Genomic DNA, 25844 nt, shown 5'->3' on the forward strand with positions numbered 1-25844 from the left:
TCCCTTGCTCCACAAATTACGACAGGCTGGTTCCGAATGCCTGTTTGAAACGCTCTTCGATTTCGGCGCGCGTCGGCGCGTAAGTCTGCGGTCCCTGATGTTCGATTTTGAGCGAGCCCATCAGGCTGGCAAGACGACCGGTCTTCTCCCAGCCAAGCTTGTTTTCGATGCCGTACAAAAGGCCGCCGCGGAACGCATCGCCGCAGCCCGTCGGGTCGACCACCTGTCGCGCCTTCACGACGGGAATCTCCTCGACGCCGTCTTTGTGATGAATCTGCGCACCCAGTTCGCCGCGCGTGACCACCAGCGCCTCGACCCGGCCCGCAATGTCTTCGATCGACCAGCCGGACTTGTTGCTCAACAGCTTGGCTTCGTAATCGTTGACCGCCACGTAAGTGGCAAGTTCAATCATGTGACGAAGCTCCACACCTTCGAGGATCGGCAGGCCCTGGCCCGGGTCGAAGACGAACGGCACGCCGGCCTTCGCGAACTGGTCGGCGTGCTGGCGCATGCCGTCGGCGCCGTCGGGCGCGACGATGCCGAGCGTGATCCCGCGCGCCTCGTCGGCGCGATTCTGGTGCGATTCCATCATCGCGCCCGGGTGGAAGGCGGTGATCTGGTTGTTCGCGAGGTCGGTCGTGATGAAGCATTGCGCCGAGTGCTGCTCGGGCAGCACGCGCACGTATTCCTTCGACAGGCCGAGCGCGTCGAGGCGGTCGAGGTAGAGCTGCGCGTCGGCTTCGCCGAGTGTCGCCATGATCTTCGCGTCGCCGCCGAGCAGCTTCAGTGCGTACGCGATGTTGCCCGCGCAGCCGCCGAAGTTGCGGCGCATCGTCGGCACCAGGAAGCTGATGTTCAGCATGTGCACCTGGTCCGGCAGGATGTGGTCGCCGAAGCGGCCCTGGAAGGTCATGATGTTGTCGTAGGCGAGCGAGCCGCAGATGAGCGTAGCCAAGGCGAACGTCCTTTGAATCGAGTCGGAAAGGGGAAGGCGCATTCGTCAGACTGCGCGAGCAGCCTCACGAATGCGCGGACCGCGAGCGGTCCGCGCGAAAAGTGCTTTTACTTCAGTGCCGCGAGCGCCGCGTCGTAATTCGGCTCGTTCTTGATTTCGGACACGAGTTCGGAATACACGACCTTGTCGTTCGCATCGATCACGACGACCGCGCGCGCCGTCAGGCCCTTCAGCGGTCCGCTCGTGACGTCGACACCGTATGCCTTCGCGAAATCCGTGCCACGGAACGTCGATGCCGTCACGACGTTCTGCAGGCCTTCGGTCACGCAGAAGCGCTTGGCCGCGAACGGCAGGTCGCCCGAGACGACCACGACGGCCGTATTGTCGAGCTTGCCGGCAGCCTCGTTGAATTTGCGCGTGGACGTGGCGCAGGTGGGCGTGTCGAGGCTCGGGACGATGTTCAGCACCTTGCGCTTGCCCGCGAAGTTCGCGAGCTTCACGTCGCCGAGGTCCGCGCCGACGAGCGTGAAATCGGGGGCCTGCTGTCCTGTCGACGGGAAGCTGCCGGCCACGTCGATCGGGTTGCCGCCGAGGGTAACTTGACTCATGTTGCGCTCCTGGATTGCGTCAGATGTTCAGAGGAAAGCGCGCGTCCGCTGGCGGACGCGCGTCGGGGAAAAAAGCGAGGCGTGTTGTACCGCTCTCGAAGTCACGGATAAAAAACCTGCACGCGATAGTTCGCGGCGACCGCGTCGCCCGTGTCGAGCCGCACAATCACCGGCTGCGTGCTGCGCGCGGGCAGGCCCGTGGCGAATATCGTACCCGGACGCGCGTAATCCTGCGGCCAGAGCACGCGGCGAATCGCGATGTTGTTCTTGTCGTCGAGCAATGTGAGCTCGAGCGCCGGATAGGCGAGCGCGACGTCGTACCGGTTGCGCAGCGACAGCTTCAGTTCCAGCTTGTGCGGCCCGTCCACTTGCCTCAGGCCGGAGTTCTCGATCTGCAGGCCGTCGATGTCGCGCGGGGGCGTCACGATACAGCCGAGCTGCTCGCATGCTGTGACGTAGATCGACTGCGCGTGCGGAAAATAGACGATCACGGTCTCGCGCTGCCACCACGCCAGTTGCAGCACCAGCGTCACGGCGAGTACGACGGCGGCCACGCGCCCGGTGATCTTCCAGAACTTCGGTGAGCGCCACGGGGGAACCGTCTCGCGCATGGCGGGATAGGGAGCGGCTTCGCCGTCGCCACGCGCGGAGAAGCCGCCGGAGTCGGAAGGCGGCATGTTGAAGCGCGGTTCGGGATCGGACGGCCATGCGGGACCTGGTGCCGGGCGTTCGGTTTCGTTCGCGGCGCGCCGTGATGGATCGACGAAGGGTTCTTCGCGGGTATCGGCGAAGCGCTCCGCGCCGGCTTCGGGAGGAACGCCGGCCTGCCTTCGCGCCTGCTCTTCCTCGGGACGCTCGACGAACGGTCCCGTGCGCGCGCGGACAAAGCGCTTGCCGCTAGCTTCGTCGGGCGGCGTGACGAACGGTTCGGGGCGCTCATCGAGCGACGGGTCCGCGCGATCTCCCTTCAAGGGTGCCGGCTTCGCTTCGGGTTCGTGCCGGGCCGCGGGTACTGCGGCCGTTTCGTTGCGAGCGAGATCTTCGGCGAACGGCGCGAAGACCGTCTCTTCGCCCGCACCAGCATCGCCCGCGACGAACGACTTCGTATGCGGTTTGCCGAAGGTTTCGAATGCGGCTTCGTGCGGGGTATCGGCGGGTGTTTCTTCTGCAGGAGCATTGGCCGTAACGGATTCACCGGCTTGCGAGCCGCGCCCGCCGGGCGTCAAGGGCGTCTCGGCAACGGGCGGACGCTCGTCTTCCTCGCGCCGCGCGTCCGCAAACAAGCCGGCGGACGCTGCAGTCGCAGCAGGAGCGACTTCATCTCGCGCGCTCGCGTGCCCGATTTCGGCAGGCGCGGCCGGCTCGTCAGGCGCGAGTTCGAACTGATAATGTGCGGCGTCGAAGACTTCCTGGCAATGCCCGCAGCGCACGCGGCCATCGTGAGGCGCGAGCAGATGCGGATCGAGTCGGAATACGGTGTCGCAGTGAGGACAGCGGGTTGCCAGCGCCATGTTTGAGCCGAAGGCCTGATGGCCGGTTCGTGGACGATGGCGCTATTCTAAATGCTTTAGCGTCGAGTTCCGGCGAGGCATACCCAGCCTTCGTGTTCGCGCCAGACGCTAATGTCGATCCACTGCGCATAGACGGCCGCGACTTCGTCGGCCTGCCGCGCAAGAATGCCCGACAGCGCGATGCGCCCGCCCGCCTTCACCTTCGAAGCGAGCATCGAAGCCATCAGTTTCAACGGATTCGAAAGAATATTCGCGACGACGATATCGAACTCGCGTTCAGGGCAATCGTCGGGCAGGCCGTAAGTGACCTCCGCGCGATTGCGCTCGCTGTTCTGGCGAGCCGACTCGACCGCTTGCGGATCGATGTCGATGCCGAACACCGGATTCGCGCCGCACTTCTTCGCGAGGATCGCGAGGATGCCGGAACCGCAGCCGTAGTCGAGCACGGACTGATCGTTCTGAACCGACTGCTCCAGCCACTCCATGCAAAGGCGCGTGGTCGGATGGCTGCCGGTGCCGAACGCGAGGCCCGGATCGAGTTCGAGAATGAGCGCGCCGGGGTCGGGCGCGTCGTGCCAGGACGGCACGACCCAGATGCGCTCGCCGATCGAAATCGGATCGAACTGCGACTGCGTGAGCCGCACCCAGTCCTGTTCCTCGACGTCGCGCACGGTGAAGGAAGGCGTTTGCGCCAGTCCGATTTCGTTCGACGCCGCCGCGAGCAGGACGGCGGGATCGGCGTCTTCCGCAAGCAGCGCGACGACGCGCGAGCGCTTCCACGCGCTTTGCTCGGGCGTGAGTCCGGGCTCTCCGAAGAGCGGCTGCTCGTCGGGCGTATCGGCGTCGGCGTCTTCCACGGATACCGACAGCGCGCCGATTTCGAGCAGCGCGTCCGACAGCGCTTCCGCGTGCTCGCGATTCAGCTCGGCGATCAATTCCCGGTAACTCATCGTCTTTACGCCTCTTCTGCGGCGACTGCCGCCTGGCGCGCGGCCAGCTTGTTTTCGAGGTAGTGGATGCTCGTGCCGCCCTCGACAAACTTCGCGTCGATCATCATCTCGCGATGCAGCGGGATGTTGGTCAAAATGCCCTCGACAACCATCTCCGACAGCGCGATGCGCATGCGGTTGATCGCCTGTTCGCGGGTCGCGCCGTAGGAAATCAGCTTGCCGATCATCGAATCGTAGTTCGGCGGGACGAAATAGCCGTTGTACGCGTGCGAATCGACGCGGATTCCCGGGCCGCCCGGCGAATGCCACGAAGTCAGGCGTCCCGGCGACGGCGTGAACTTGAACGGATCTTCCGCGTTGATACGGCATTCGATCGCGTGGCCGCGGAACTGGATGTCCTTCTGGCGGAACAGCAGCTTTTCGCCGGCGGCGATGCGGATCTGTTCCTGCACGATGTCGACGCCGGTAATCAGTTCCGTCACCGGATGCTCGACCTGCACGCGCGTGTTCATTTCGATGAAATAGAACTCGTTGTTTTCGTACAGGAATTCGAACGTGCCCGCGCCGAGATAGCCCATCTTCTTGCAGGCCTCGGCACAGCGGTCGCCGATGCGGTCGATCAGCCGGCGCGGAATGCCCGGTGCCGGCGCTTCCTCGATCACCTTCTGGTGGCGTCGCTGCATAGAGCAGTCGCGCTCGCCGAGCCAGATCGCGTTGCGAAACGAGTCCGAGAGAATCTGGATCTCGATGTGGCGCGGGTTTTCGAGGAACTTCTCCATGTAGACCTGCGGGTTGCCGAACGCACGGCCCGCTTCTTCGCGCGTCATGTTGACCGCGTTCACGAGCGCTGCTTCCGTGTGCACCACGCGCATGCCGCGCCCGCCGCCGCCGCCCGCCGCCTTGATGATCACCGGATATCCGACGGCGCGCGCAATCTTCACGATCTCTTTAGGATCGTCGGGCAACGCGCCTTCAGAACCTGGGACGCACGGCACGCCGGTCTTGATCATCGTCTGCTTGGCGGTGACCTTGTCGCCCATCATGCGGATCGTTTCCGGGCGCGGGCCGATGAACGTGAAGCCGGATTGCTCGACGCGCTCGGCAAAGTCCGCGTTCTCCGACAGGAAGCCGTAGCCGGGATGGATTGCTTCGGCGTCGGTGACTTCCGCCGCGCTGATGAGCGCTGGCATGTTCAGATAGGAGAGGTTCGACGGTGCCGGTCCGATGCAGACGGCTTCGTCGGCGAGCTTTACGTACTTCGCTTCCTTGTCGGCTTCCGAATAGACGATGACCGTCTTGACGCCCAGTTCGCGGCACGCGCGCTGGATGCGAAGCGCGATTTCGCCACGGTTCGCAATGAGGATTTTTTCAAACATAGCAATTATTCGACTCGTCAACGGGCCGCGTGTGCGGCCCTGGAGGATCGGCGGCGCGTTCTGCCGGACTCGATGCGGCGACGCCAGCGCGACATGCCTGAGTGCTGGCCTGACGCCGGAGGCACGCTGTCGAAAAAAGCGCGGCGCGTCCGGCGCGGCATGATGTCGTTCGCTCAGTCGCCGATCAGGAACAGCGGCTGGCCGTACTCGACCGCCTGACCGTTATCGACGAGGATTTCCTTGATGACGCCCGACTTGTCCGCTTCGATTTCGTTCAGGAGCTTCATCGCTTCGATGATGCAGATGGTCTGGCCTTCCTTCACCGTGTCGCCGACCTGCACGAACGGATCGGCGCCCGGCGACGGCGCGCGGTAGAACGAGCCGACCATCGGCGACGTCACGATGTGGCCCTGCGGCGCGACGGCAGCCGGGGTCGCGACCGCGGGTGCGCCTGCAGCGCCGGCGCCCATGTCGCCTGGCGCGCCGAATTGCGGCGCGGCCTGGACCTGGCCTTGTGGCAGATACTGCTGCGGCGCCTGCATGTAGACGGGCGCGGCGTTCTTGACGATGCGAACCTTTCCTTCGCCCTCTGTCACTTCGAGTTCCGAGATACCCGATTCCGAGACGAGGTCGATCAGCGTTTTGAGTTTACGAAGGTCCATCGAAAAATCCCCTTTCAATACTTGGAGACCGGAAACGCATCCGGTGCTTGACTTGATATTTGGGTGATACGTTGCCGGCCGGTCAGCCGCGAAACAGTAAGGCGAGCCTTGCGGACGCCGGCCCGGATGCGCCCAACATGCCGTCCGCGTTCTCCACGCGTTCCCGCGGACGTGCGCCTAGGTTGATGCGAATTGGGCGCACTTTAGCGCCGTTTAGAGAATTTTGTCTAGTTTTACAGGAATTGGATGAATTCCGGCCCGGAACAAATTACCTGACACACGGCGCGTGCGGCAGTATGTTCTTTTAAAATCCCCCAAACAAGCAGCAATTCGGCGCTTTCAGGTGCCAAGTCGCGCTGGCTGATTACAGCGCGTCGAGCGTCTTTTTGAGCTCTGCGAGGTCGACTTCACCGAGTTTTGTCGAACGAACGACGCCTTTTGCGTCGATTACGACGGTAAATGGCAACCCGCCGGCGTCGTCGCCGAAGCGGCGGGCAAGGTCAGCGCCCCCGAATCCCGCGATATAAACCGGGTAGTCGACGGGGACCTTGTGCAGGAAGTCGTTCACGTTCTTTTCGGTGTCGACGCCGAGGCCGATGAACGTGATGCCCTTTTTCTCGTAATCGCGATGCATCGCGGAGAGCGCGGGCATTTCCTTCACGCACGGGCCGCACCAGGACGCCCAGAAGTTCACCACGACGGGCTTGCCCTTGAACGCCGCGAGCGATTGCTGCGTGCCCGCCGCGGGTTGCAGCGACGCACCCCACAACTGGCCGACAGCGTCCGTCGACGGTGCGGCCTCGCTCGTGCCGCCCGTCATCAGATGGCCCGCGTAAAAGCCGCCGCCAGTGGCGGCGATCGCGACGACGAGCGCCGCAAGAATGCGTTTGGAGTTCATTGGATTGCGAGTGAGTGTACGTTCAGTCGTTTAGCCGTTCAGCCGGCGATGCCGAGCGGAGGCGGCGTATCCGGGCCGCCGGAGCGATCGGAGTCGTCGAGCAGCGCGCGCACGGCAGCCGTGTTTGCACGGGCGAGTCGTCCGCGGCCGTCCGCGCGAACCGCGCCGCGCAGGTCATTGGTGTCGTAGAGCGCGATGTGAATGCCGACCGGCTCCTCTGCGCGCGTCGGGCGATTGAGGAAGCTCAGGGTCTCTACGTAGCCGCGCCCGGCGAAGTGCCGAGTCTCGGAGACGTCGTACTGGATATTCGCGTTGAGCAGATAGATCGCGACTTCCTTCGGGTTGTCGCAGAAACATTGCAGATGGACGTCGGAATGTTCGCCGGCCGTGCCGTTGAGCACCGCGCCCGTCAGGTACGGATTGAACTGTTCGAGCCGCAGCATCCAGTCGAGCGCGACTTCGCGCATCCGGCGCAGCACGAGGGGCTGGCTGTCGCTCTGGAAGATCGCCTGGTATTCGCGGATTTCTTCCTCGATCTGGTCGTTATCCGGCAGCCATTCGCCGCCGACCTTCGACTCGCCCACGACCTGCCGCGCCGCCTTGCGCTTCGCGGTGGAGTAGTCGAGCCCGTCTTCGGCGATCATCCGTGCAGCCGCAATCGCGATTTCCTCGCGAACGCGCTGCGGATCGAAATGAGATTTGCGCACCATCTCGGAATAATACTAGAGATTGAAGGGCGGCCCGCTTGGGGGCGGCTGCGCGCACGGGCGCCCGCGCGGACGGCCGCAAAGCCGGTGCGCCGGGCGCCCTCGGTTACAATAAGCGCCTTCTTGCATCTTCGCCGACGGGCGTCCGAAAGCCGCCCGTCCAACGTTTTCCGGGACTGGCGCGTTGGCGCCGACACGCTTTATGCATATCCACATCCTCGGTATCTGCGGCACCTTCATGGGCGGTCTCGCCGTCCTCGCCCGCGAGGCGGGTCACAAGGTCACTGGCTGCGATGCCGGCGTCTATCCGCCGATGAGCACGCAACTCGAAGCGCAAGGCATCGAATTGATCGAAGGCTACGGCGTCGAGCAGCTCTCGCTGGAACCGGACCTCTTCGTGATCGGCAATGTCGTGACGCGCGGAAATCCGCTGATGGAGGCGATCCTCGACCGCGGGCTGCCTTATACCTCCGGGCCGCAGTGGCTCGGCGAGCATGTGCTGGCGGGCAAATGGGTGCTGGCTGTCGCCGGCACGCACGGTAAGACCACGACGAGTTCGATGCTCGCGTGGCTGCTCGAAGAGGGCGGGCTGAATCCGGGTTTCCTTATCGGCGGCGTGCCGCTGAACTTCGGCATTTCGGCGCGGCTGACGGATTCGAGCTTCTTCGTGATCGAAGCCGACGAGTACGACACCGCGTTCTTCGACAAGCGCTCGAAGTTCGTCCACTACCGGCCGCGCACGGCGGTGCTGAACAACCTCGAATTCGATCACGCCGACATCTTCCCCGATCTCGCCGCGATCGAAACGCAATTCCATCATCTCGTGCGCACCGTGCCGGGCGTCGGGCGCATCGTCACGAACGGCCGTGAAGCCGCGCTCGAACGCGTGCTGACGCGCGGCTGCTGGTCGGGCGTGGAACGCTTCGGCGTCGAAGGAGGCTGGCAGGCGCTGCCCGCCTCCGACGGCGCGCCCGTCGACGAGCAATTCGCCGTCTACTGGGAAGGCGAGCGGCTCGGTGTCGTCGACTGGCAGGTGCAGGGCGAGCACAACCGCATGAACGCGCTCGCGGCGCTTGCGGCGGCGCGCTCGGTCGGCGTGCCGCCGTCGCAAGCGATCAAGGCGCTCGGCAGCTTCCGCAACGTGAAGCGGCGCATGGAAGTGAAGGGCAGCGTCGACGGCATCACGGTCTACGACGACTTCGCCCACCATCCGACCGCGATTGAAACCACGGTCGCCGGGCTGCGCACGCGCGTCGCGGGGAAAAACAGCGACGGAAAACCGGCGCGCATTCTCGCCGTGCTGGAACCGCGCTCGAACACGATGAAGCTCGGCACGATGAAGGCGCAATTGCCGTCGAGTCTCGCCGATGCCGATCTCGTCTTCGGCTACGGCGCGCGCGAAGGCCGCGACAAGCTCGGCTGGGATCTCGCCGAAGCGCTCGCGCCGCTCGGCGCGAAGGCGCAGGCGTTCAACGAAATCGATCAGTTGGTCAAGGCGGTCGTCGCCGCCGCACAGCCGGGCGATCACGTCCTCGTGATGAGCAACGGCGGATTCGGCGGCGTGCATCAGAAACTGCTGGACGCGCTGTCGGCGCGCCCCGCCAGGGGCCACGCGTGATTCTCTACCTGCACGGCTTTCGTTCGTCGCCGCAATCGTTCAAGGCGCGCGTGATGCGCGCCCGCCTCGCGGAACTCGGACGGCTCGACGAATGGCAATGCCCGATGTTGCCGGTTTCGCCGCGCGACGCAATCGAGCTCGCCGAAACGCTGACCCATGGCGTCGCTGCCGGCGATGTCACCGTGATCGGCAGCTCGCTAGGCGGCTACTACGCGACGTATCTCGCCGAAAAGCACGGCTGGCGCGCGGTGCTGCTCAATCCGGCGGTCGTCCCGCAGCGCGACCTGAGCCACTACCTTGGCGAGCAGCCGCTGTGGCACGGCGGCGGCAGTGTCGTCGTCACGCCCGGCCATCTGGACGAACTGCGCGCGCTTTCCGTCGAGTCGGTTACGCGGCCCGAGCGCTACTATCTGATCGCCGCAACCGGCGACGAAGTGCTCGACTACCGCACGATGCTCGACCACTACCCGAACGTGCGAACGACGCTGATCCAGGGCGGCGATCACGCGATCAGCGATTTTCCGAAGTATCTGGATCAGGTGATCGCGTTTTGCGCGCCCCGGCCGCCGGCGACGATGGCGTCCGCGGCGGCCTGAACGCGGCCTGAGCGCGGCGACGCCGTCACGCGCGGGGACGGCAAAACGGCGACCAGACGGTGCCTGCTGCGCGAAAACCGGCGTCGAACTTCCGCGCGGTTTTTGCGTTGCCCTAAGCTAAATCCAATGACGGCGAGCCAGTTCGGCGCGCCGCTCCACAGTCTTACGAGAGTATTGAGTGAACGTCTTCTTCGAGGAATCGGGTAGTTTCAAGGCCGGCGCGGTGCTGTCCAGGCAGGGCGACGCGTTCCAGGTCGAGTTGCCGGGCGGGCGGCGGGCGAAGGTGCGCGCGAAAGACGTGCTGATCGAGTTCGAGAAGCCCGCCGCCGCCGACCTGATGAAGGAAGCCGACACCGTCGCGCAGGAGATCGATCTCGATTTCCTGTGGGAATGCGCGCCCGACGAGGAATTTCCGTTCGCGACGCTCGGCGCCGATTATTTCGGCGACAAGTTCGGCGCCGTGGAGCGCGCTGCGCTCGTCTTGCGGATGCACGGCTCGCCGGTGTATTTCCGCCGCAAGGGCCGAGGGCAGTATCAGCGCGCGCCGCAGGAACAGTTGCAGATGGCGCTCGCGTCGCTGGAGAGGAAGCGCCAGCAGGCGCTCGTCCAGGCGGGCTACGAAGAGGAACTGAAGGCGGGCAAGCTGCCCGAAGCGCTCGCCGGCCGTGCGATCGGCCTGCTTACGAAGCCCGACAAGAATTCGATCGAGTACAAAGCGCTCGAAGCCGCCGCCGCCGCGCGCGGCATCTCGCAGGCGCGGCTGATGCTCGAATGCGGCGGGATTCCGTCGGCGCGCTCGCTGCACGAGGCGCGCTTTCTCTCGGAATTCTTCCCGCACGGCGTCGGCTTCCCGGCGGTTCAGTTGCCCCCGCTGCCCGAAGATCTGCCGGAAGCGGACGTCGAAGCGTTCTCCATCGACGATGTCACGACCACCGAAATTGACGACGCCTTCTCCGTCGAGCATCTCGCCGACGGGCGTGTGCGGATCGGCATTCACATCGCGGCGCCGGCGCTCGGCATTACGCGCGGCGACATGGTCGATGCGATCGCGCGCACGCGCCTCTCGACGGTCTACATGCCTGGCGACAAGATCACGATGTTGCCCGACAGCGTCGTCGAGGCGTTCACGCTCGCCGAAGGCGGCCTGCGCCCGGCGCTCTCGCTCTACATCATCGTGAATCGCGAGACGCAGGAAATCGTCGCCACCGAAACGCGCGCTGAACGCGTATTCGTGAAGAGCAATCTGCGCCACAACCATCTCGACGAATTCGTCACGGAAGAAACGCTCGCGAACGGCAGCGGCGAGTATGCGCACAAGGAAGACATCGCGGTTCTGTGGCCGCTTGCGCAGGCGCTCTTCGAAAAGCGCCAGGAAGCGCGATCCACGTACGGCCTCAAGCGCGAAGTGCAGCGCAACAACGACTTCAATTTCTACGTCGAAGGCGAGCACATCACGATCACGCCGCGCCGCCGCGGCTCGCCGCTCGACCTGATCGTCGCGGAACTGGCGATTCTCGCGAATTCGTCGTGGGGCGCGTTTCTCAACGATCACGGCGTGCCGGGCATCTATCGCTCGCAGCGCGGTTTCGGCGGCCCGGGCCCGAAGCGCACGCGCATGCAGACGACGCCCGCGCCGCACGAAGGGCTCGGTGTCGCGCAATATGCGTGGAGCACGTCGCCGCTGCGCCGCTACGTCGATCTGGTGAACCAGTGGCAGCTGCTCGCGTGCGTGCAGCACGGCGTGATGGCGAAGCTCGCCGCGCCGTTCAAGCCGAAGGACGCGGATCTCTTCGCTGTCGTGCAGGGCTTCGACGACACCTATTCCGCCTACGCCGATTACCAGCGCCGCATGGAATATTTCTGGTGCCTGCGCTGGCTCAAGCAGGAAAACCGCAAGCAGGTGCAGGCGTCGGTGGTGAAGGACGACCTCGTGCGCCTCGACGAAATCCCGCTGATCCTGCATGTGCCGGCGCTCGGCGTGCACGCGCGCGGGACGAAGGTGATGCTCGACGTGATGTCGATCGACGAACTGACGGTCGAGGCTTCGTGCCGGCTTCTGCACGTGATCGACGCGCCGTCGTCGGCGGCGGTCGAGGTGGAAGAGCCGGAAGAGGAAATCATCGAAACCGACGATCTCAGCGCACAGAGCGAAGCCGAAGCGCAGGCGGAAGCCACGCCGGACGCATCCGCCGAAAGCCCCGACACCCCCGAACAACCCTCGTCCGACGCCACGGAGCCGACGCGATGAACAAGGAACGCTACGCCGTCATCGGCAATCCGGTCGAACACAGCAAATCGCCGTGGATTCACGCGCGCTTTGCCGAGCAGACGGGCGAGCCCGTCGAATATGGACGCATTCTCGGCACGATCGGCGGCTTTGAAAACGATGTGCGCACGTTCATCGCAGCGGGCGGGCGCGGCATGAACGTGACCGTGCCGTTCAAGCTCGACGCCCATGCGTTCGCCGATTCGCTCACGCCGCGCGCAGCGGCGGCGGGCGCGGTGAACACGCTCAAGTTCACCGCAGAAGGCGTGCGCGGTGACAACACCGACGGCGTCGGCATCGTGCGCGACATCGAGCAGAACCTCGGCGTGCGGCTCGAAGGCGCGCGCATCCTGCTGCTCGGCGCGGGCGGCGCGGCGCGCGGCGTCGTACTCCCGATGTTCGAGAAGAAGCCGGCCGCGCTCACCATCGTCAACCGCACGGCGGCGAAGGCGCATCAGCTCGTCGACCGTTTCGCCGATGCCGCCAGCGCCGCTTCCGTGCGCTTCTCGGGCGGCGGCGCGGAGATCGTCGAAGCCGGGCCGTACGACGTCATCGTGAACGCGACGGCGGGCAGCCTCGACGCCGCGCTCCCCGATTGCGACGACAACGCGTTCGGCCCCGGCACGCTCGCCTACGACATGATGTACAGCCCCAAGCCGACCGTCTTCATGCAGCACGCGGAATCGCTCGGCGCGCGCGTGTCGGACGGGCTCGGCATGCTGGTCGAGCAGGCGGCGGAATCGTTTTTCGTGTGGCGCGGCGTGCGGCCGGACGGCGGCGCGGTGCTGCGCGAGTTGCGCCAGGTGCTGACCGCGAAGGCCTGAGCCCCTCATCCACCGGACCGCGCGCATGGCCTCCCCGACGATGACACGAGCGAAACCCGCGGCCCGTCTCGGCCCGGCGCGCTGGATCGCATACGGCATCTCGGTGCTCGGCATCGCGCTCTTCGCAACGCAGCTCTTCTACTTCGTGCAGATCGGCATCTGGACGACGGTGAATCCGTCGTCGACCGCGTTCATGCGTTCCGACGCCTGGCGGCTCAAAGCGGAGCGGCCGGATTTGTCGGTACAGCGCACATGGGTTCCGTACGACCAGATCTCGCGCAACCTGAAGCGCGCGATCATCGCGTCGGAGGATGCGAACTTCGCGAGCAACAACGGCTACGAAACCGACGCCATCCTCCAGGCGTGGGAGAAGAACAAGGCGCGCGGACGGATCGTCGCGGGCGGCTCGACCATCTCGCAGCAGCTTGCGCGCAACCTTTTCCTGTCGCGGGAGAAGAGCTATATCCGCAAGGCGCAGGAACTCGTCATCACCGCGATGCTCGAGTTCTGGATGGACAAGGAACGCATCTTCGAGATCTATCTGAACTCGGTCGAATGGGGCAATGGCGTCTATGGCGCCGAAGCGGCCGCGCATTATTACTACAAGACGTCAGCGGCGAAGCTCACGGCGTGGCAGAGCGCGCGGCTCGCGGTCATGCTGCCGCGGCCGCGATATTTCGACGAGCATCGCAATTCGGCTTATCTCGCGCAGCGCACCCGGATCATCGCGAAACGCATGGGCGCCGCCGAGTTGCCGGAATAGCTTTTTTAGCCGGTCGACGCTAAACGCATAAAGCCCTGATTGGTCAGGGCTTTTTTTCGTTTTCTTGCTGTTTCCTTACGCGGTGACTCCCATTATCTGAACACTGCAATCACATATTGAATATTCGAGACGGTCGGAACTAGAATCCGTCCACAGCCTGAACGGCACCTGCGACGCGGCGCGATGTTTCATCCGCCGCGCGACGAAAAGAACGGAGACACATCATGCAATCGATCGCCCGCCTGCGTCCGCAGGTCGCTTCGGCTCATTCGGCCACTTCTCATCGAGCATCCCGCGCGACTGCGCAGCGCCACGCCTGACGCCGCGGCGGCACGGTCCAACGAGCACGAGCGCCATGAACAAATCACCGAATACCGATATCGACGTCGCCGGCGGCACGGTCACGCCGGACCCCGCGCAGCAGCCGAAGGCCGCCGCGAAACCGGCCGGCCGCGATCCCGACGCGCTCGCGCTGCCAAGCGCGCTCGTCGACATCACGCCACAGCAGGCGGGCACGCAGACGCTCTTGCGCGGCCTCGCGATTCTCGAAGCTGCCGCGAACGGCGCGCGCGACCTGCGCGCGTTCGGCGCGGCGCTCGGCACGACGCGCAGCACGACACACCGGCTCGTCAGCTCGCTCGTGCAGGCGCGCTATCTGCGCCAGGTGCAGGGCGGATACCTGCTCGGGCCGAAGCTGATCGAGCTCGGCACGATTGCGCTGGAACAGATGCCGCTCACGGCGGTGGCGCGCCCGCATCTGGAAGCGCTCGCCGAGCACACGCACGACACGATTCACCTCGGCGTGCGCGACGGCGACGACGTCCTCTACATCGACAAGATTCCCGGCACGCGCGGTCTGGAAATGCGCTCGCGCGTCGGGCACCGGATGCCGCTCGCGTCGACCGGCATCGGCAAGGCGATGATGCTCGACCTTCCGCACGACGCGTGGACCAGGCTGCTGGAAGCGTCGCATCGGGCGCTCGCGGGCGCGAGCTTCAAGCCCGACAACCGCCCCGACATCGACATCTTCACGCAGCGCATGACGCGCTACGCGCAAGGCGGTTTCACGTTCGACCTCGAAGAAAACGAGGCGTCGATCCGCTGCGTCGCGGCACCGGTGCGGGATGCGTCGGGAGCGATCGTGGCGGCGCTGTCGGTGGCGAGCACGATTCCGTACATGCCGCACGACCGGATGGAAGAACTGATCCCGGTCGTGCAGCGCGAAGCGCGCGCGATCTCGGAAGAACTCGGCTGGCGCGTGCCGCAGCCGACCACGCGCAGGATCAAGCGATGACCGGCGCCGATACAAACGCCGACGCCGCATTGGTCGCGCTCGACTGGGGCACGACCGCGCTGCGCGCCTACCTGCTCGGCGGCGACGGAGCGGTATTGGATACGCGGGCGTCGGCGGCGGGAATCATGAACCTGCCGGCGGGCGGCTTCGACGAGGCGTTCGACGAAACCTGCGGCGCGTGGCTCGCGGGCAACGCGCAACTGCCGGTGATCGCGGCAGGTATGGTCGGCAGCGCGCAGGGCTGGCTGGAGGCGCCTTACATCGAGACGCCCGCCGATGCGCCGGCGCTTGTAAACGGCATCGTGAAAGTGAAGGCGGCGAACGGCGCGACGGTGCATATCGTGCCCGGCGTGCTGCAGGCAGGCGCGATGCCGAACGTGATGCGCGGCGAGGAAACGCAGATCTTCGGCGCGCTCGCCGGCGACGCCGCGCTCGAAAGCGAGCCGCACGGCGCGCTGATCGGCCTGCCGGGCACGCATGCGAAGTGGGCGTTCGTGTTCGGCGGGCGTATCGAGCGCTTCTATACGTTCATGACCGGCGAGACCTTCGGCGCGCTGCGCGATCACACGATCCTCGGTCGCACGATGCGAGCGAACGACCAGCACGATGCCGAGGCGTTCGTGCGCGGCGTCGATACCGCGAAGGACGCCGGCCACGCGGGTCTTCTCGCGACTATCTTCAGCACGCGCACGCTCGGGCTCACCGGACAGCTCGCGCCGGAACAGCAGCCGGACTATCTCTCCGGCTTGCTGATCGGCCACGAACTGCGCGGCCTGAACGAAGTGCTCGTGCGCGAGCATTCGACGCTCGCCGGCAAGACGCTGCGCTTGATCGGCAACGATGCGCTGTGCGAGCGATATCGCGCGGCACTTGCCCGCTTCGGCTGCCACGACACCAAGACCGTCGCGCAGGCGACCGAGCGCGGTCTCTTCCGGATTGCAGCGCAGGCGGGGCTCGTGACATCCGCCGCCCGCACAAGTTGAAAGGAGCAACGCCCATGCAGCCTCATATCAACCTGCCCGCGCCCTACGCGCCGCACGCCGGACTCGATGCCGCGTTCAGCGCGTGTCCGCTGATCGCGATCCTGCGCGGCGTCACTCCCGCCGACGCCGCCGACCACGGCCGCGCGCTGTACGAAGCGGGCTTTCGCATCGTCGAGGTTCCGCTCAACTCGCCGCAGCCGTTCGACAGCATCGCGGCGATCCGTCAGGCGCTGCCGCCCGATGCGATCGTCGGCGCGGGGACGGTGCTGCATTTCAGCTTCGTCGATCAGGTGAAGGCGGCCGGCGGCGAGCTGATCGTGATGCCGCACAGCGACGCCGATGTCGTGCGCGCGGCGAAATCGCACGGCATGGCCTGCGCGCCGGGCGTCGCGACGCCGAACGAGGCGTTTCTCGCGCTGAAGAACGGCGCCGACGTGCTGAAGATGTTCCCCGCCGAACAACTCGGCCCGGAAGTGGTAAAAGCGTGGCGCGCAGTGATCGCGTCGGCCGTGCCGCTCGTGCCGGTCGGCGGAATCGCGCCGGACAACATGGGGCCATTCCTGACGGCGGGCGCGAACGGCTTCGGTCTCGGCTCGGCGCTGTACAAGCCGGGGCAGAGCGCCGCCGTCACCGGATCGCATGCGAAGGCGTTCATCCGCGGCCTTCAGATCGCGCGGGGCGAAAAGAAATGAAGCGGCTCGCCGGCAAGGTCGCGATCGTCACCGGCGCGGGTCGCGGAATCGGCGCGGCGATCGCGCTCGCGTTCGCCCGCGAAGGCGCGTCGGTCGTGCTGGCGGAACTCGATGTCGGGACGGCGCGCGAGACGGCTGCGCGCATCGCGGACGAAACCGGTTCGCAAAACGTGCTCGCGGTAGAGACCGACGTCACACAGAGCGTTTCGGTGCAACGGGCGGTGGCGCAGGCGGAGCAGGCGTTCGGCCCCGTCGACACGCTCGTGAACAACGCGGGCATCAACGTCTTCCGCGACCCGCTCACGATGACCGACGACGACTGGCGCCGCTGCTTTGCCGTCGATCTCGATGGCGTCTGGAACGGCTGCCGCGCGGTGCTGCCCGGCATGGTCGAGCGCGGCACGGGGAGCATCGTGAACATTGCTTCGACGCACAGTTTCAAGATCATTCCCGGCTGCTTTCCGTATCCGGTCGCGAAGCACGGCGTGATCGGCCTGACGCGCGCGCTCGGCATCGAATACGCGCCGAACAACGTGCGCGTGAATGCGATCGCGCCGGGCTACATCGAAACGCAGCTGACGCACGACTGGTGGAACGAACAGGCCGATCCGGCCGCCGCGAAGCAGGCGACGCTCGATCTGCAGCCGATGAAGCGCATCGGCCGTCCGGAGGAAGTCGCGATGACGGCGGTGTTCCTTGCATCGGACGAGGCGCCGTTCATCAACGCGAGCTGCATCACTGTGGATGGCGGGCGTTCGGTGCTTTATCACGATTGATTGAGAAAGAAAGCAGTGACGCACTGGCCGTGGTGCGGCATGGGACCAGAGTAAGCGCATGGGACCAGAGTAAGCGCTAATGCGCCGACTCTGGTCGACAACGCCAAACCTGGTCGACAAAAAAACGCGGCCACACACCTTCGTAGCGCTCGTCAAAACAGCGCATGGACTTGAGACATACGTCAGGAGACACAAAGATGAAACGCAGAATATTCCTCACGCTGGTTGCCGCGACCACCGCCGCAAGCGCCACCATGCTCGCCGCACCGGTCGCGCAGGCCGCCGACGAGCAGATCAAGATCGGCTTTATCGTGAAGCAGCCCGAAGAGCCGTGGTTCCAGGACGAGTGGAAGTTCGCCGAAATCGCCGCGAAGGAGAAGGGGTTCACGCTGGTGAAGATCGGCGCGCCGTCGGGTGAGAAGGTAATGAGCGCGATCGACAACCTCGCCGCGCAGAAGGCGCAGGGCTTCGTGATCTGCACGCCGGACGTGAAGCTCGGGCCGGGCATCGTCGCGAAGGCGAAGGCCGACAAGCTCAAGATGATGACGGTCGACGACCGCCTCGTCGACGGCGCGGGCAAGCCGATCGAGTCCGTGCCGCACATGGGCATCTCGGCTTACAACATCGGCAAGCAGGTGGGCGAGGGCATCGCCGCCGAGATCAAGAAGCGCGGCTGGGACATGAAGGACGTCGGCGCGATCGACGTGACCTACGAACAGTTGCCGACCGCCCATGACCGCACGACGGGCGCCGCCGACGCGCTGGTCGCCGCGGGCTTCCCGAAGGCGAACATCATCATGGCGCCGCAGGCGAAGACGGACACGGAAAACGCGTTCAACGCCGCCAACATCGCGCTGACGAAGAATCCGCAGTTCAAGCACTGGGTTGCTTTCGCGCTGAACGACGAAGGCGTGCTCGGCGCGGTGCGCGCAGCGGAAGGCCGCGGTTTCAAGGCGGACAACATGATCGGCGTCGGCATCGGCGGGTCGGATTCGGCGCTGAACGAGTTCAAGAAGCCGAACCCGACCGGCTTCTTCGCGACCGTGATCATCAGCCCGAAGCGCCACGGCGAGGAAACCTCCACGCTGATGTACGACTGGATCAAGGACGGCAAGGAACCGCCGAAGCTCACGCTCACGAGCGGCATGCTCGCGACCCGCGACAACGTCGCGGAAGTGCGTGAAAAAATGGGCCTCGCGTCGGCGAAATAAGGGTCCGGTGTCAAGGTGAAAGAAAGGCCGCTCTTGCATGGGTCCAGAGTAAGCGCTAAAGCGCTAGCTCTGGTCGACACGAGCGGCCTTGCAGAATTCAGGAGGCGATGTGTCAGCGACGCTGCGTTTTGACAATATCGGCAAGGTGTTTCCAGGCGTGCGCGCGCTCGACGGCGTGTCCTTCGACGTCCACGCCGGCGAAGTTCACGGCTTGATGGGCGAGAACGGCGCGGGTAAATCGACCTTGCTCAAGATTCTCGGCGGTGAGTACCAGCCCGATTCGGGCCGCGTGCTCATCGACGGCAACGAGGTGCATTTCCCGAGCGCGGCCGCATCGATTGCGGCCGGCATCGCGGTGATTCACCAGGAACTGCAATACGTGCCCGATCTCACGGTCGCCGAAAACCTGCTGCTCGGCGCGCTGCCGAGCACGTTCGGCTGGGTGAACAAGCGCGAGGCGAAAAGGCACGTGAAGGAGCGCCTCGTCGCGATGGGCGTCGATCTCGATCCGAACGCGAAGTTGAGGAAGCTTTCCATCGCGCAGCGGCAGATGGTCGAAATCTGCAAGGCGCTGTTGCGCAACGCGCGCGTGATCGCGCTCGACGAGCCGACCAGTTCGCTCTCGCACCGCGAGACCGAAGTGCTTTTCAAGCTCGTGCGCGACCTGCAGGCGGACAAGCGCGCGCTCATCTATATCTCGCACCGCATGGACGAGATCTATGAGCTGTGCAACACCTGCACGATTTTCCGCGACGGCCGCCTGATCGGCTCGCATCCGAAGCTCGCGGAAGTGCGGCGCGACACGCTCGTCGCGGAAATGGTGGGCCGCGAGATCAGCGACATCTACGACTACAAGCCGCGCGAACTCGGTCCGGTGCGCTTTGCGGTCGCGGACGTGGAAGGACATGCGATCAAGAGTCCGGCGAGCTTCGAAGTGCGGCGCGGCGAGATCGTCGGCTTCTTCGGGCTGGTCGGCGCGGGGCGCAGCGAACTGATGCACCTCGTCTACGGTGCGGACAAGAAGAAGGCCGGCACGATCGAACTCGACGGCCGTCCGATCAAGGTGCGCAGCACCGGCGAGGCAATCAGGAACGGCATCGTGCTGTGTCCGGAGGATCGCAAGGAAGAAGGCGTGATCGCGATGGCGACGGTCGCCGAGAACATCAACATCTCGTGCCGCCGTCATTACCTGCGCGCGGGATTCTTCCTCGACCGCAAGAAGGAAGCGCAGACGGCCGAGCGTTTCATCAAGCTCCTGAAGATCAAGACGCCGACGCGCAAGCAGAAGATCCGCTTCCTGTCGGGCGGCAACCAGCAGAAGGCGATTCTTTCGCGCTGGCTCGCCGAGCCCGACCTGAAGGTCGTGATCCTCGACGAGCCGACGCGCGGCATCGACGTCGGCGCGAAGCACGAAATCTACAACGTCATCTATCAGCTGGCCGAGCGCGGCTGCGCGATCGTGATGATTTCGTCGGAACTGCCGGAGGTGCTCGGCGTGTCGGACCGGATCGTCGTGATGCGGCAGGGGCGGATCGCGGGCGAACTGCCGCGTGCGAAGGCGAACGAACAATCGGTGCTGAGTCTCGCGCTGCCGCAGTCGGATACGACGGCAATAGCAGCCTGAACAGGTTCAAAGGAACACGGAGCGAATCATGGAAGCAAGAGAAAACATCGTCAGCCAGGCGAGCGAGTCGGTCGCGAACGCGCTGATCCCGCAGAAATCCGACAAGCAGAAGTGGTGGCAGCAAATCACCGAATACAGCCTGATCGTCATCTTCATCGTGATGTTCGTGACGATGTCGGCGACGGTCGATCATTTCTTCTCAATCGAGAACATGCTCGGCCTCGCGCTGTCGATTTCGCAGATCGGCATGGTCGCCTGCACGATGATGTTCTGCCTCGCGTCCCGCGATTTCGACCTCTCGGTCGGCTCGACCATCGCGTTCGCCGGCGTTCTCTGCGCGATGGTGCTCAACGCCACCGACAACACCGCCATCGCGATCGTCGCGGCGGTCGCGGCGGGCGCGGTGATCGGCTTCGTGAACGGCGCGGTGATCGCCTACCTGCGGATCAACGCGCTGATCACGACGCTCGCGACGATGGAAATCGTGCGCGGACTCGGCTTCATCGTGTCGCACGGGCAGGCGGTGGGAGTGTCGTCGGATACCTTCATCGCGCTCGGCAGTCTCGCGTTCGCCGGCATCTCGCTGCCGATCTGGGTGACGCTTGCGTGCTTCATCGTTTTTGGCGTCATGCTCAACCAAACGGTGTATGGTCGCAATACTTTGGCGATCGGCGGCAATCCGGAAGCGTCGCGGCTCGCGGGGATCAACGTCGAGCGCACGCGCGTCTGGATCTTCATGATCCAGGGCGCCGTGACCGCGCTCGCGGGCGTGATCCTCGCCTCGCGCATCACCTCGGGCCAGCCGAACGCCGCGCAGGGCTTCGAGCTGAACGTGATTTCGGCGTGCGTGCTGGGCGGCGTGTCGCTGCTGGGCGGCCGGGCGACGATTTCGGGCGTGGTGATCGGCGTCCTGATCATGGGCACGGTCGAGAACGTGATGAACCTGCTCAACATCGACGCGTTCTATCAGTACCTCGTGCGTGGCGCCATTCTGCTGGCTGCCGTGCTGCTTGACCAGTTGAAGAACCGCGGCTCGCGTGACTAATTCATCAGAGGGATAAAGCATGGCATCTTCCATCGACAGCGCCTACGCGCGCTTTCCCAGCCTCGCCGGCAAGACGGTGCTGATCACCGGCGGCGCGACCGGCATCGGCGCGGCCTTTGTCGAGCATTTCTTCGATCAGGGCGCGAAGGTCGCGTTCTTCGACATCGATACCGACGCGGGTGAGGCGCTCGCCGACCAGTTGGGCGCCGATCTGCCGGAAGGCCGCTATCGGCCGATGTTCCTGCGCGTGGATCTGACCGACATCGACGCGCTCAGGAAGGGCATCGCCGATGTGCGCAGCGCGCTCGGCCCGATCGGCGTGCTCGTGAACAACGCGGCGAACGACAAGCGCCACAAGATCGAGGACGTGACGCCCGAGTCCTACGACGCGGGCATCGCGGTGAACATCCGTCACCAGTTTTTCGCGGCGCAGGCCGTGATCGACGACATGAAGCAGCTCGGCAGCGGCTCGATCATCAATCTCGGCTCGGTCAGCTGGATGCTCAAGAATGGCAACTATCCGGTCTACGTGACGGCGAAGGCGGCGGTGCAGGGCATGACGCGCGGCCTCGCGCGCGACCTCGGACCGTTCAGCATCCGCGTCAACACGCTCGTGCCCGGCTGGGTGATGACGGACAAGCAAAAGCGCCTCTGGCTCGACGACGCCGGCCGCCGTGCGATCAAGGAAGGGCAGTGCATCGACGCCGAGTTGCTGCCCGAGCATCTCGCGCGCGCGGCGCTGTTCCTCGCGTCCGACGACAGCCGCATGATGACCGCGCAGGACGTGATCGTCGACGGAGGCTGGGCGTGATGGACGCGCGCGTGCAGCTTCTGGTCGACAGCCAGTGCGCGCTCGGCGAAGGCGCGACCTGGTGCGCGGCGAGCGGCCGGTTCTACTGGACCGACATTGAAGGCGAACGCCTGTGGCGCTATGATCCGCGCGACCGGACGAGCGTTTCGTTCGCGATGCCCGAGCGGCTGTGCTGCTTTGCGACATGCGCCGATCCAGATTATTTGCTGCTCGGACTCGCGTCGCGGCTCGCGTTCTTCGATCTCGCGACGGGCGAAATTGAAACGATCGTCGAAGTCGAGGCCGGCCTGCCGACGCGCCTGAACGACGGCCGCTGCGACCGGCAGGGCCGGTTCGTGTTCGGCACGAAGCACGATGTCGCGAAGGCTGAGGCGATCGGCGGGTTTTATCGGCTGAACGGGGATTTGTTGCTCGAACGGCTGCCGCTTGCGGACTGCGCGATTTCGAACAGCATTGCGTTCAGCCCGGACGGCACGACGATGTACTACTGCGATTCGCCGACGCGGCAAATTCGCGCATGCGACTACCCGACGTTCGCGCACGATCGACTGTTCGCCGAATTGAGCGACGCCACCGGCGAGCCCGACGGCTCGACAGTCGATCGCGACGGTGGTCTGTGGAACGCGCAGTGGGGCGGCGCGCGCGTCGTGCGGTATGCGCCCGACGGCCGCGAAGCGGCGCGCATCGAAGTGCCGAGCGCGCAGCCCAGTTGCGTCGCGTTCGGCGGCGCGGCGCTCGACACGCTGTACGTGACGAGCGCGCGCGTCGGCCTCGATGAAGAACAACTGCAACGCGACTTGCACGCTGGCGGCGTTTTCATCGCGACGCCCGCTGCGAGCGGGATCGCGGAACCGGTGTTTGCAGGCAAGGCATGAAGAATCCGAGGCGGCGCGCAGATGACGCGCCGCCCACCCGACCCGGCCATGCCGGGCTGTCGCCTCTCGATGGAGCGTGAGACATGACTGTTGCTCGTTCAGCGGAAAGAGTGAATCCTGCGTCGACGTCCTCCACAGCGGCCGCCAACGCGCGGCGCTCCAAACTGGCCGCCGCCACCGAGCCGCCAATACGGCCCGGACCGGGCACCTCCGTCGTCGCGATGGGCGGCGCCGGCATCGAAGGCTGCATCACGCTCGCCAATTCGAATCTGCGGCTCGACGTGGCCCCCGCGCTCGGCGGCGGCATCACGCGTTTCGACTGGCGTCATGAAGGCGCGCTCGTGCCGATCTTCCGGCCGTGCGTTCATCCGAGCGCGGACACCGATCCGAACCAGCTTGCGTGCTATCCGCTGCTGCCGTATTCGAACCGGATCGGCAACGGGCATTTCAACTTCTCCGGGCGCGCGATCGACGTGCCGCGCAATCGCGACGACGAACCGCTGCCGCTGCATGGCGACGGCTGGCTCGGAGCGTGGGAAGTCGAGGAAGAGGAGGCGTCGCGGGTGCGTCTGACGCTCGACCGGAGCGGGGGCAAGCCGTATTCGTATCGCGCGGCGCAGACGTATCGACTGGATGGCGCGACGCTTGTCGTTGCGCTCGATGTCGAGAACACCGGCCGCGAGGCGCTGCCGTTCGGGCTCGGACTGCATCCCTTTCTGATGCGGGAGGCGGACACGGAGCTGTCGGCGGCGGCGGGCGGGTTGTGGCTCTGCGGCGACGACTGGCTGCCGGTGCGGCATGTGCCGGCGCCGCCGGCGTGGCAGTTCGGCGTCGCGTATCCGATGCCGCCGACGATGGTCAACAACGCGTTCACCGGATGGAGCGGGCGGACGAGCGTGTTATGGCCGAAGCGGCGTCTTTCGCTGACGATTTCCGCCAATACGGATTACTACGTGCTGTACGCGCCGCCCGGGGCCGATTACTTCTGTTTCGAGCCGGTCGATCATCCGATCAACGCGGTCAACCTGCCCGGAGGCGGCGAAGCGCATGGGATGACCGTGCTGGCACCGGGGGAGAAGCTGGCGCGGGAGTTCCGGTTCACCGTCGAGCGGACGGGTGAAGCGGTCCGGCGCGGGCGGCCGAGAGCGGCAGCGGGGGCGCGGGGGCGGACGGCGGCACGGTAGCCTCGTCGGAAAGGGGAGGAATTCTCTGCAAAGTAGCCGGGCCACTGGGTGCGAAATGCGGGGAATTATCGTCTCTGTTCGGGCAATGGCCTTTTCAGGTTGTTCAGTAGACTCGTTGCGTAAGAACTTGGACAACGCGCGAATCGATGATGACAGCCTCTCCCTCAGCCTGCAGTGATGAAATCGGCGTTTGCGCCGGCCCGGAATCCAGTGATGGACGCGCGCCCACGGAGGCTTTAGGCCAGCCAGCGCCGGAGCGAACGGCAGTTGCGAGCAGCGACGCTGTCGATCGGGATCTCAAAGCGGCCGAAGTCTTTGAAATGGCAGTCTTGCTTCACGCCGAAGGCGATTTCCGTGGGGCCGAGCCGCTTTATTTGTCGGCGCTCGAACGGCAGCCAGATCACGCCGACGCGAATCACAACTTCGGCGTGCTGTTGATCCAGCAGGAGCGATTGCCCGACAGCCTGTCTTATCTCAAGGCCGCGTGCGACTTGACACCGGATCGCGCGGATTACCGTGCGGTCTATGAAGAGGCGCTCCTGCTCGCCGGCGAGCAGGAGAAGGCTTCGAACCCGATTTCAGGCGAGCCGCTCGACTCACGCTCGACCGCCGCGAATCCGGTCGCGCTCAAGTGCGCCTACGACGAGGTCATCCTGTTTTGTCCGCAGGTAGTGACCGGCGGCCCCGAAGCCATGCATCAACTGGCCTATACCATCAACGCGCTTGGCGGCAACGCGAAGATTGCGTACTACGGGGCGATTTCCCGGACCAGCCTGGCCAACGATCAGGTCGAATGCAGCTATCAACCCGATCCGAACCTCGTCGAGGCCTACGCGGCCTATCAGCCCGTCGTGCTGAGCCGCGCTTCGTTGAAACCGCGCACGCTGGTCATTTTCCCCGAGGTATTGGCCGAAGTCGCGAGAAAAATGACCGCATGCCCCCGCGCCATCTGGTGGCTGTCCGTGGACAATGCCGTTGTTTCGAATCCCAAACTGACCGATAAACAAACCGCCCGCGAAATTCTGGACGAGCCGCAACTGATTCATCTGTATCAGTCGGAATATGCCCGGCATTTCCTGCAACATCACGTCGGGCTGCGCAACCTGTTTCCGCTATTCGACTTCATCAATCGGGATTACATCGAAGAAGGCGAGTCGTCAGCGCGGGAAGCCAGGCGTCATGTGGCGATATTTCCCCGCAAGGGCGGACCTTTGGCCGCGCAATTCGTTGCCTCCGCTCAGGGGATCGATTTCCGGTTACTCCAGAATATGAGCCGTGCCGAAGTTCGCGCCGCATTGCGAGAGTGCGCGATTTATATCGATTTCGGCCATCATCCGGGTAAAGACAGAGTGCCGCGCGAAGCGGCGGCGAGTGGCGCGGTTGTTTTCCTTCATGAGAAGGGGGCCGCTGCGCATTTCGCGGATCATCCACTGGATCGCCGCTATCTGTTCAACACCGGTGACATCGCCAGTGGCGAACTGCTTCGACGCGTCCGGGCTGCCCTGGAAAACCTCGACTTTCACGTCGACCAGCAGCGTTACTACAGGCAGCGCATCCGGCTGGAAGTGTCGGAGTTCGAGCAGCAAACGCGCGCGGCCTTCTTCGAAAACTGAAT

At 65.0% G+C, this 25844-nt stretch carries 24 protein-coding genes; 16 read left to right on the forward strand and 8 right to left on the reverse strand.

The features are described 5' to 3' along the window. Nucleotides 1–16: 16 nt before the first annotated feature. The 8 genes from AWB81_RS03625 to AWB81_RS03660 all read right to left on the reverse strand — a co-directional run bounded on the left by AWB81_RS03625 (nt 17) and on the right by AWB81_RS03660 (nt 7670). Nucleotides 17–955 (reverse strand): carbohydrate kinase family protein, encoded by a 939-nt coding sequence (locus AWB81_RS03625; protein ID WP_062632632.1) that lies wholly within the window; start codon nt 953–955, stop codon nt 17–19. A gap of 107 nt (nt 956–1062) precedes the next feature. Next, complete coding sequence (tpx, locus tag AWB81_RS03630) at nt 1063–1563, reverse strand: thiol peroxidase (RefSeq protein ID WP_062632537.1); 501 nt, start codon at nt 1561–1563, stop codon at nt 1063–1065. Nucleotides 1564–1664: 101 nt separating this feature from the next. After that, a complete protein-coding gene (locus tag AWB81_RS03635) occupies nt 1665–3074 on the reverse strand; it encodes a DUF3426 domain-containing protein (protein WP_062632538.1) in 1410 nt (469 codons plus the stop codon). A 56-nt stretch (nt 3075–3130) separates the two neighbouring features. Further along, entirely contained in the window at nt 3131–4024 is an 894-nt protein-coding gene (gene prmA, locus AWB81_RS03640; protein ID WP_062632539.1) for a 50S ribosomal protein L11 methyltransferase, read from the reverse strand. 5 nt (nt 4025–4029) lie between these two features. Next, entirely contained in the window at nt 4030–5400 is a 1371-nt protein-coding gene (accC, locus tag AWB81_RS03645) for an acetyl-CoA carboxylase biotin carboxylase subunit (protein WP_062632540.1), read from the reverse strand. Nucleotides 5401–5573: 173 nt separating this feature from the next. Further along, a complete protein-coding gene (gene accB / locus AWB81_RS03650; RefSeq protein ID WP_062632541.1) occupies nt 5574–6062 on the reverse strand; it encodes an acetyl-CoA carboxylase biotin carboxyl carrier protein in 489 nt (162 codons plus the stop codon). A gap of 364 nt (nt 6063–6426) precedes the next feature. Beyond that, nucleotides 6427–6960: a TlpA family protein disulfide reductase gene (locus tag AWB81_RS03655; protein ID WP_062632542.1), complete on the reverse strand. Its 534-nt coding sequence runs from the start codon at nt 6958–6960 to the stop codon at nt 6427–6429. A 38-nt stretch (nt 6961–6998) separates the two neighbouring features. Then, the gene (locus AWB81_RS03660) at nt 6999–7670 is read right to left on the reverse strand and encodes a hypothetical protein (protein ID WP_062632543.1); all 672 of its coding nucleotides are present in this window, start codon (nt 7668–7670) and stop codon (nt 6999–7001) included. Between the two features lie 181 nt (nt 7671–7851). Between AWB81_RS03660 and mpl the strand changes: the two genes are divergently transcribed. The 16 genes from mpl to AWB81_RS03740 all read left to right on the forward strand — a co-directional run bounded on the left by mpl (nt 7852) and on the right by AWB81_RS03740 (nt 25842). Then, the gene (gene mpl, locus AWB81_RS03665; protein ID WP_087134793.1) at nt 7852–9285 is read left to right on the forward strand and encodes a UDP-N-acetylmuramate:L-alanyl-gamma-D-glutamyl-meso-diaminopimelate ligase; all 1434 of its coding nucleotides are present in this window, start codon (nt 7852–7854) and stop codon (nt 9283–9285) included. Then, nucleotides 9282–9881: a YqiA/YcfP family alpha/beta fold hydrolase gene (locus AWB81_RS03670; RefSeq protein WP_062632545.1), complete on the forward strand. Its 600-nt coding sequence runs from the start codon at nt 9282–9284 to the stop codon at nt 9879–9881. Before mpl ends, AWB81_RS03670 begins: the two co-directional genes overlap by 4 nt. Nucleotides 9882–10059: 178 nt before the next feature. Continuing rightward, nucleotides 10060–12129 carry a ribonuclease catalytic domain-containing protein gene (locus AWB81_RS03675; protein ID WP_062632546.1) on the forward strand — a complete coding sequence of 690 codons (2070 nt, stop codon included), beginning with the start codon at nt 10060–10062 and terminating at the stop codon, nt 12127–12129. Further along, nucleotides 12126–12971 (forward strand): shikimate dehydrogenase, encoded by an 846-nt coding sequence (gene aroE / locus AWB81_RS03680; RefSeq protein WP_062632547.1) that lies wholly within the window; start codon nt 12126–12128, stop codon nt 12969–12971. The genes AWB81_RS03675 and aroE overlap by 4 nt, the downstream gene beginning before the upstream one ends. A gap of 40 nt (nt 12972–13011) precedes the next feature. After that, entirely contained in the window at nt 13012–13734 is a 723-nt protein-coding gene (gene mtgA, locus AWB81_RS03685) for a monofunctional biosynthetic peptidoglycan transglycosylase (protein WP_062632633.1), read from the forward strand. Nucleotides 13735–14089: 355 nt separating this feature from the next. After that, the gene (locus AWB81_RS03690) at nt 14090–15028 is read left to right on the forward strand and encodes an IclR family transcriptional regulator (protein ID WP_062632548.1); all 939 of its coding nucleotides are present in this window, start codon (nt 14090–14092) and stop codon (nt 15026–15028) included. Further along, a complete protein-coding gene (locus AWB81_RS03695; protein ID WP_062632549.1) occupies nt 15025–16011 on the forward strand; it encodes a 2-dehydro-3-deoxygalactonokinase in 987 nt (328 codons plus the stop codon). Before AWB81_RS03690 ends, AWB81_RS03695 begins: the two co-directional genes overlap by 4 nt. 14 nt (nt 16012–16025) lie before the next feature. Next, nucleotides 16026–16703: a 2-dehydro-3-deoxy-6-phosphogalactonate aldolase gene (locus AWB81_RS03700; protein ID WP_062632550.1), complete on the forward strand. Its 678-nt coding sequence runs from the start codon at nt 16026–16028 to the stop codon at nt 16701–16703. Beyond that, a complete protein-coding gene (locus AWB81_RS03705; RefSeq protein WP_062632551.1) occupies nt 16700–17479 on the forward strand; it encodes an SDR family oxidoreductase in 780 nt (259 codons plus the stop codon). Before AWB81_RS03700 ends, AWB81_RS03705 begins: the two co-directional genes overlap by 4 nt. 197 nt (nt 17480–17676) lie before the next feature. Further along, entirely contained in the window at nt 17677–18690 is a 1014-nt protein-coding gene (locus AWB81_RS03710; protein WP_062632552.1) for an arabinose ABC transporter substrate-binding protein, read from the forward strand. A 109-nt stretch (nt 18691–18799) separates the two neighbouring features. Beyond that, nucleotides 18800–20314: an L-arabinose ABC transporter ATP-binding protein AraG gene (gene araG / locus AWB81_RS03715; protein ID WP_062632553.1), complete on the forward strand. Its 1515-nt coding sequence runs from the start codon at nt 18800–18802 to the stop codon at nt 20312–20314. Nucleotides 20315–20342: 28 nt separating this feature from the next. After that, nucleotides 20343–21359: an L-arabinose ABC transporter permease AraH gene (gene araH / locus AWB81_RS03720; RefSeq protein WP_062632554.1), complete on the forward strand. Its 1017-nt coding sequence runs from the start codon at nt 20343–20345 to the stop codon at nt 21357–21359. A gap of 19 nt (nt 21360–21378) precedes the next feature. Then, entirely contained in the window at nt 21379–22170 is a 792-nt protein-coding gene (locus tag AWB81_RS03725) for an SDR family NAD(P)-dependent oxidoreductase (RefSeq protein WP_062632555.1), read from the forward strand. Next, entirely contained in the window at nt 22170–23045 is an 876-nt protein-coding gene (locus AWB81_RS03730; protein ID WP_200822471.1) for an SMP-30/gluconolactonase/LRE family protein, read from the forward strand. The genes AWB81_RS03725 and AWB81_RS03730 overlap by 1 nt, the downstream gene beginning before the upstream one ends. An 83-nt stretch (nt 23046–23128) precedes the next feature. Further along, on the forward strand, nt 23129–24229 hold the full coding sequence (locus AWB81_RS03735; protein ID WP_062632556.1) for an aldose 1-epimerase: 1101 nt from the start codon (nt 23129–23131) through the stop codon (nt 24227–24229). A 146-nt stretch (nt 24230–24375) separates the two neighbouring features. Beyond that, nucleotides 24376–25842: a tetratricopeptide repeat protein gene (locus AWB81_RS03740; protein ID WP_143753604.1), complete on the forward strand. Its 1467-nt coding sequence runs from the start codon at nt 24376–24378 to the stop codon at nt 25840–25842. The last annotated feature ends 2 nt before the right edge of the window (nt 25843–25844 follow it).

Origin of the sequence: Caballeronia arationis, from assembly GCF_001544975.2 — a bacterium.
Classification (GTDB): domain Bacteria; phylum Pseudomonadota; class Gammaproteobacteria; order Burkholderiales; family Burkholderiaceae; genus Caballeronia; species Caballeronia arationis.

What these genes read in the sequence shown, in the direction of transcription:
- tpx (WP_062632537.1), bottom strand. Translation starts at nt 1,563, where the DNA reads ATGAGTCAAGTTACCCTCGGCGGCAACCCGATCGACGTGGCCGGCAGC.
- AWB81_RS03635 (WP_062632538.1), bottom strand. Translation starts at nt 3,074, where the DNA reads ATGGCGCTGGCAACCCGCTGTCCTCACTGCGACACCGTATTCCGACTC.
- prmA (WP_062632539.1), bottom strand. Translation starts at nt 4,024, where the DNA reads ATGAGTTACCGGGAATTGATCGCCGAGCTGAATCGCGAGCACGCGGAA.
- accC (WP_062632540.1), bottom strand. Translation starts at nt 5,400, where the DNA reads ATGTTTGAAAAAATCCTCATTGCGAACCGTGGCGAAATCGCGCTTCGC.
- accB (WP_062632541.1), bottom strand. Translation starts at nt 6,062, where the DNA reads ATGGACCTTCGTAAACTCAAAACGCTGATCGACCTCGTCTCGGAATCG.
- AWB81_RS03655 (WP_062632542.1), bottom strand. Translation starts at nt 6,960, where the DNA reads ATGAACTCCAAACGCATTCTTGCGGCGCTCGTCGTCGCGATCGCCGCC.
- AWB81_RS03660 (WP_062632543.1), bottom strand. Translation starts at nt 7,670, where the DNA reads ATGGTGCGCAAATCTCATTTCGATCCGCAGCGCGTTCGCGAGGAAATC.
- aroE (WP_062632547.1), top strand. Translation starts at nt 12,126, where the DNA reads ATGAACAAGGAACGCTACGCCGTCATCGGCAATCCGGTCGAACACAGC.
- mtgA (WP_062632633.1), top strand. Translation starts at nt 13,012, where the DNA reads ATGACACGAGCGAAACCCGCGGCCCGTCTCGGCCCGGCGCGCTGGATC.
- AWB81_RS03690 (WP_062632548.1), top strand. Translation starts at nt 14,090, where the DNA reads ATGAACAAATCACCGAATACCGATATCGACGTCGCCGGCGGCACGGTC.
- AWB81_RS03695 (WP_062632549.1), top strand. Translation starts at nt 15,025, where the DNA reads ATGACCGGCGCCGATACAAACGCCGACGCCGCATTGGTCGCGCTCGAC.
- AWB81_RS03700 (WP_062632550.1), top strand. Translation starts at nt 16,026, where the DNA reads ATGCAGCCTCATATCAACCTGCCCGCGCCCTACGCGCCGCACGCCGGA.
- AWB81_RS03705 (WP_062632551.1), top strand. Translation starts at nt 16,700, where the DNA reads ATGAAGCGGCTCGCCGGCAAGGTCGCGATCGTCACCGGCGCGGGTCGC.
- AWB81_RS03710 (WP_062632552.1), top strand. Translation starts at nt 17,677, where the DNA reads ATGAAACGCAGAATATTCCTCACGCTGGTTGCCGCGACCACCGCCGCA.
- araH (WP_062632554.1), top strand. Translation starts at nt 20,343, where the DNA reads ATGGAAGCAAGAGAAAACATCGTCAGCCAGGCGAGCGAGTCGGTCGCG.
- AWB81_RS03725 (WP_062632555.1), top strand. Translation starts at nt 21,379, where the DNA reads ATGGCATCTTCCATCGACAGCGCCTACGCGCGCTTTCCCAGCCTCGCC.
- AWB81_RS03730 (WP_200822471.1), top strand. Translation starts at nt 22,170, where the DNA reads ATGGACGCGCGCGTGCAGCTTCTGGTCGACAGCCAGTGCGCGCTCGGC.
- AWB81_RS03735 (WP_062632556.1), top strand. Translation starts at nt 23,129, where the DNA reads ATGACTGTTGCTCGTTCAGCGGAAAGAGTGAATCCTGCGTCGACGTCC.
- AWB81_RS03740 (WP_143753604.1), top strand. Translation starts at nt 24,376, where the DNA reads ATGATGACAGCCTCTCCCTCAGCCTGCAGTGATGAAATCGGCGTTTGC.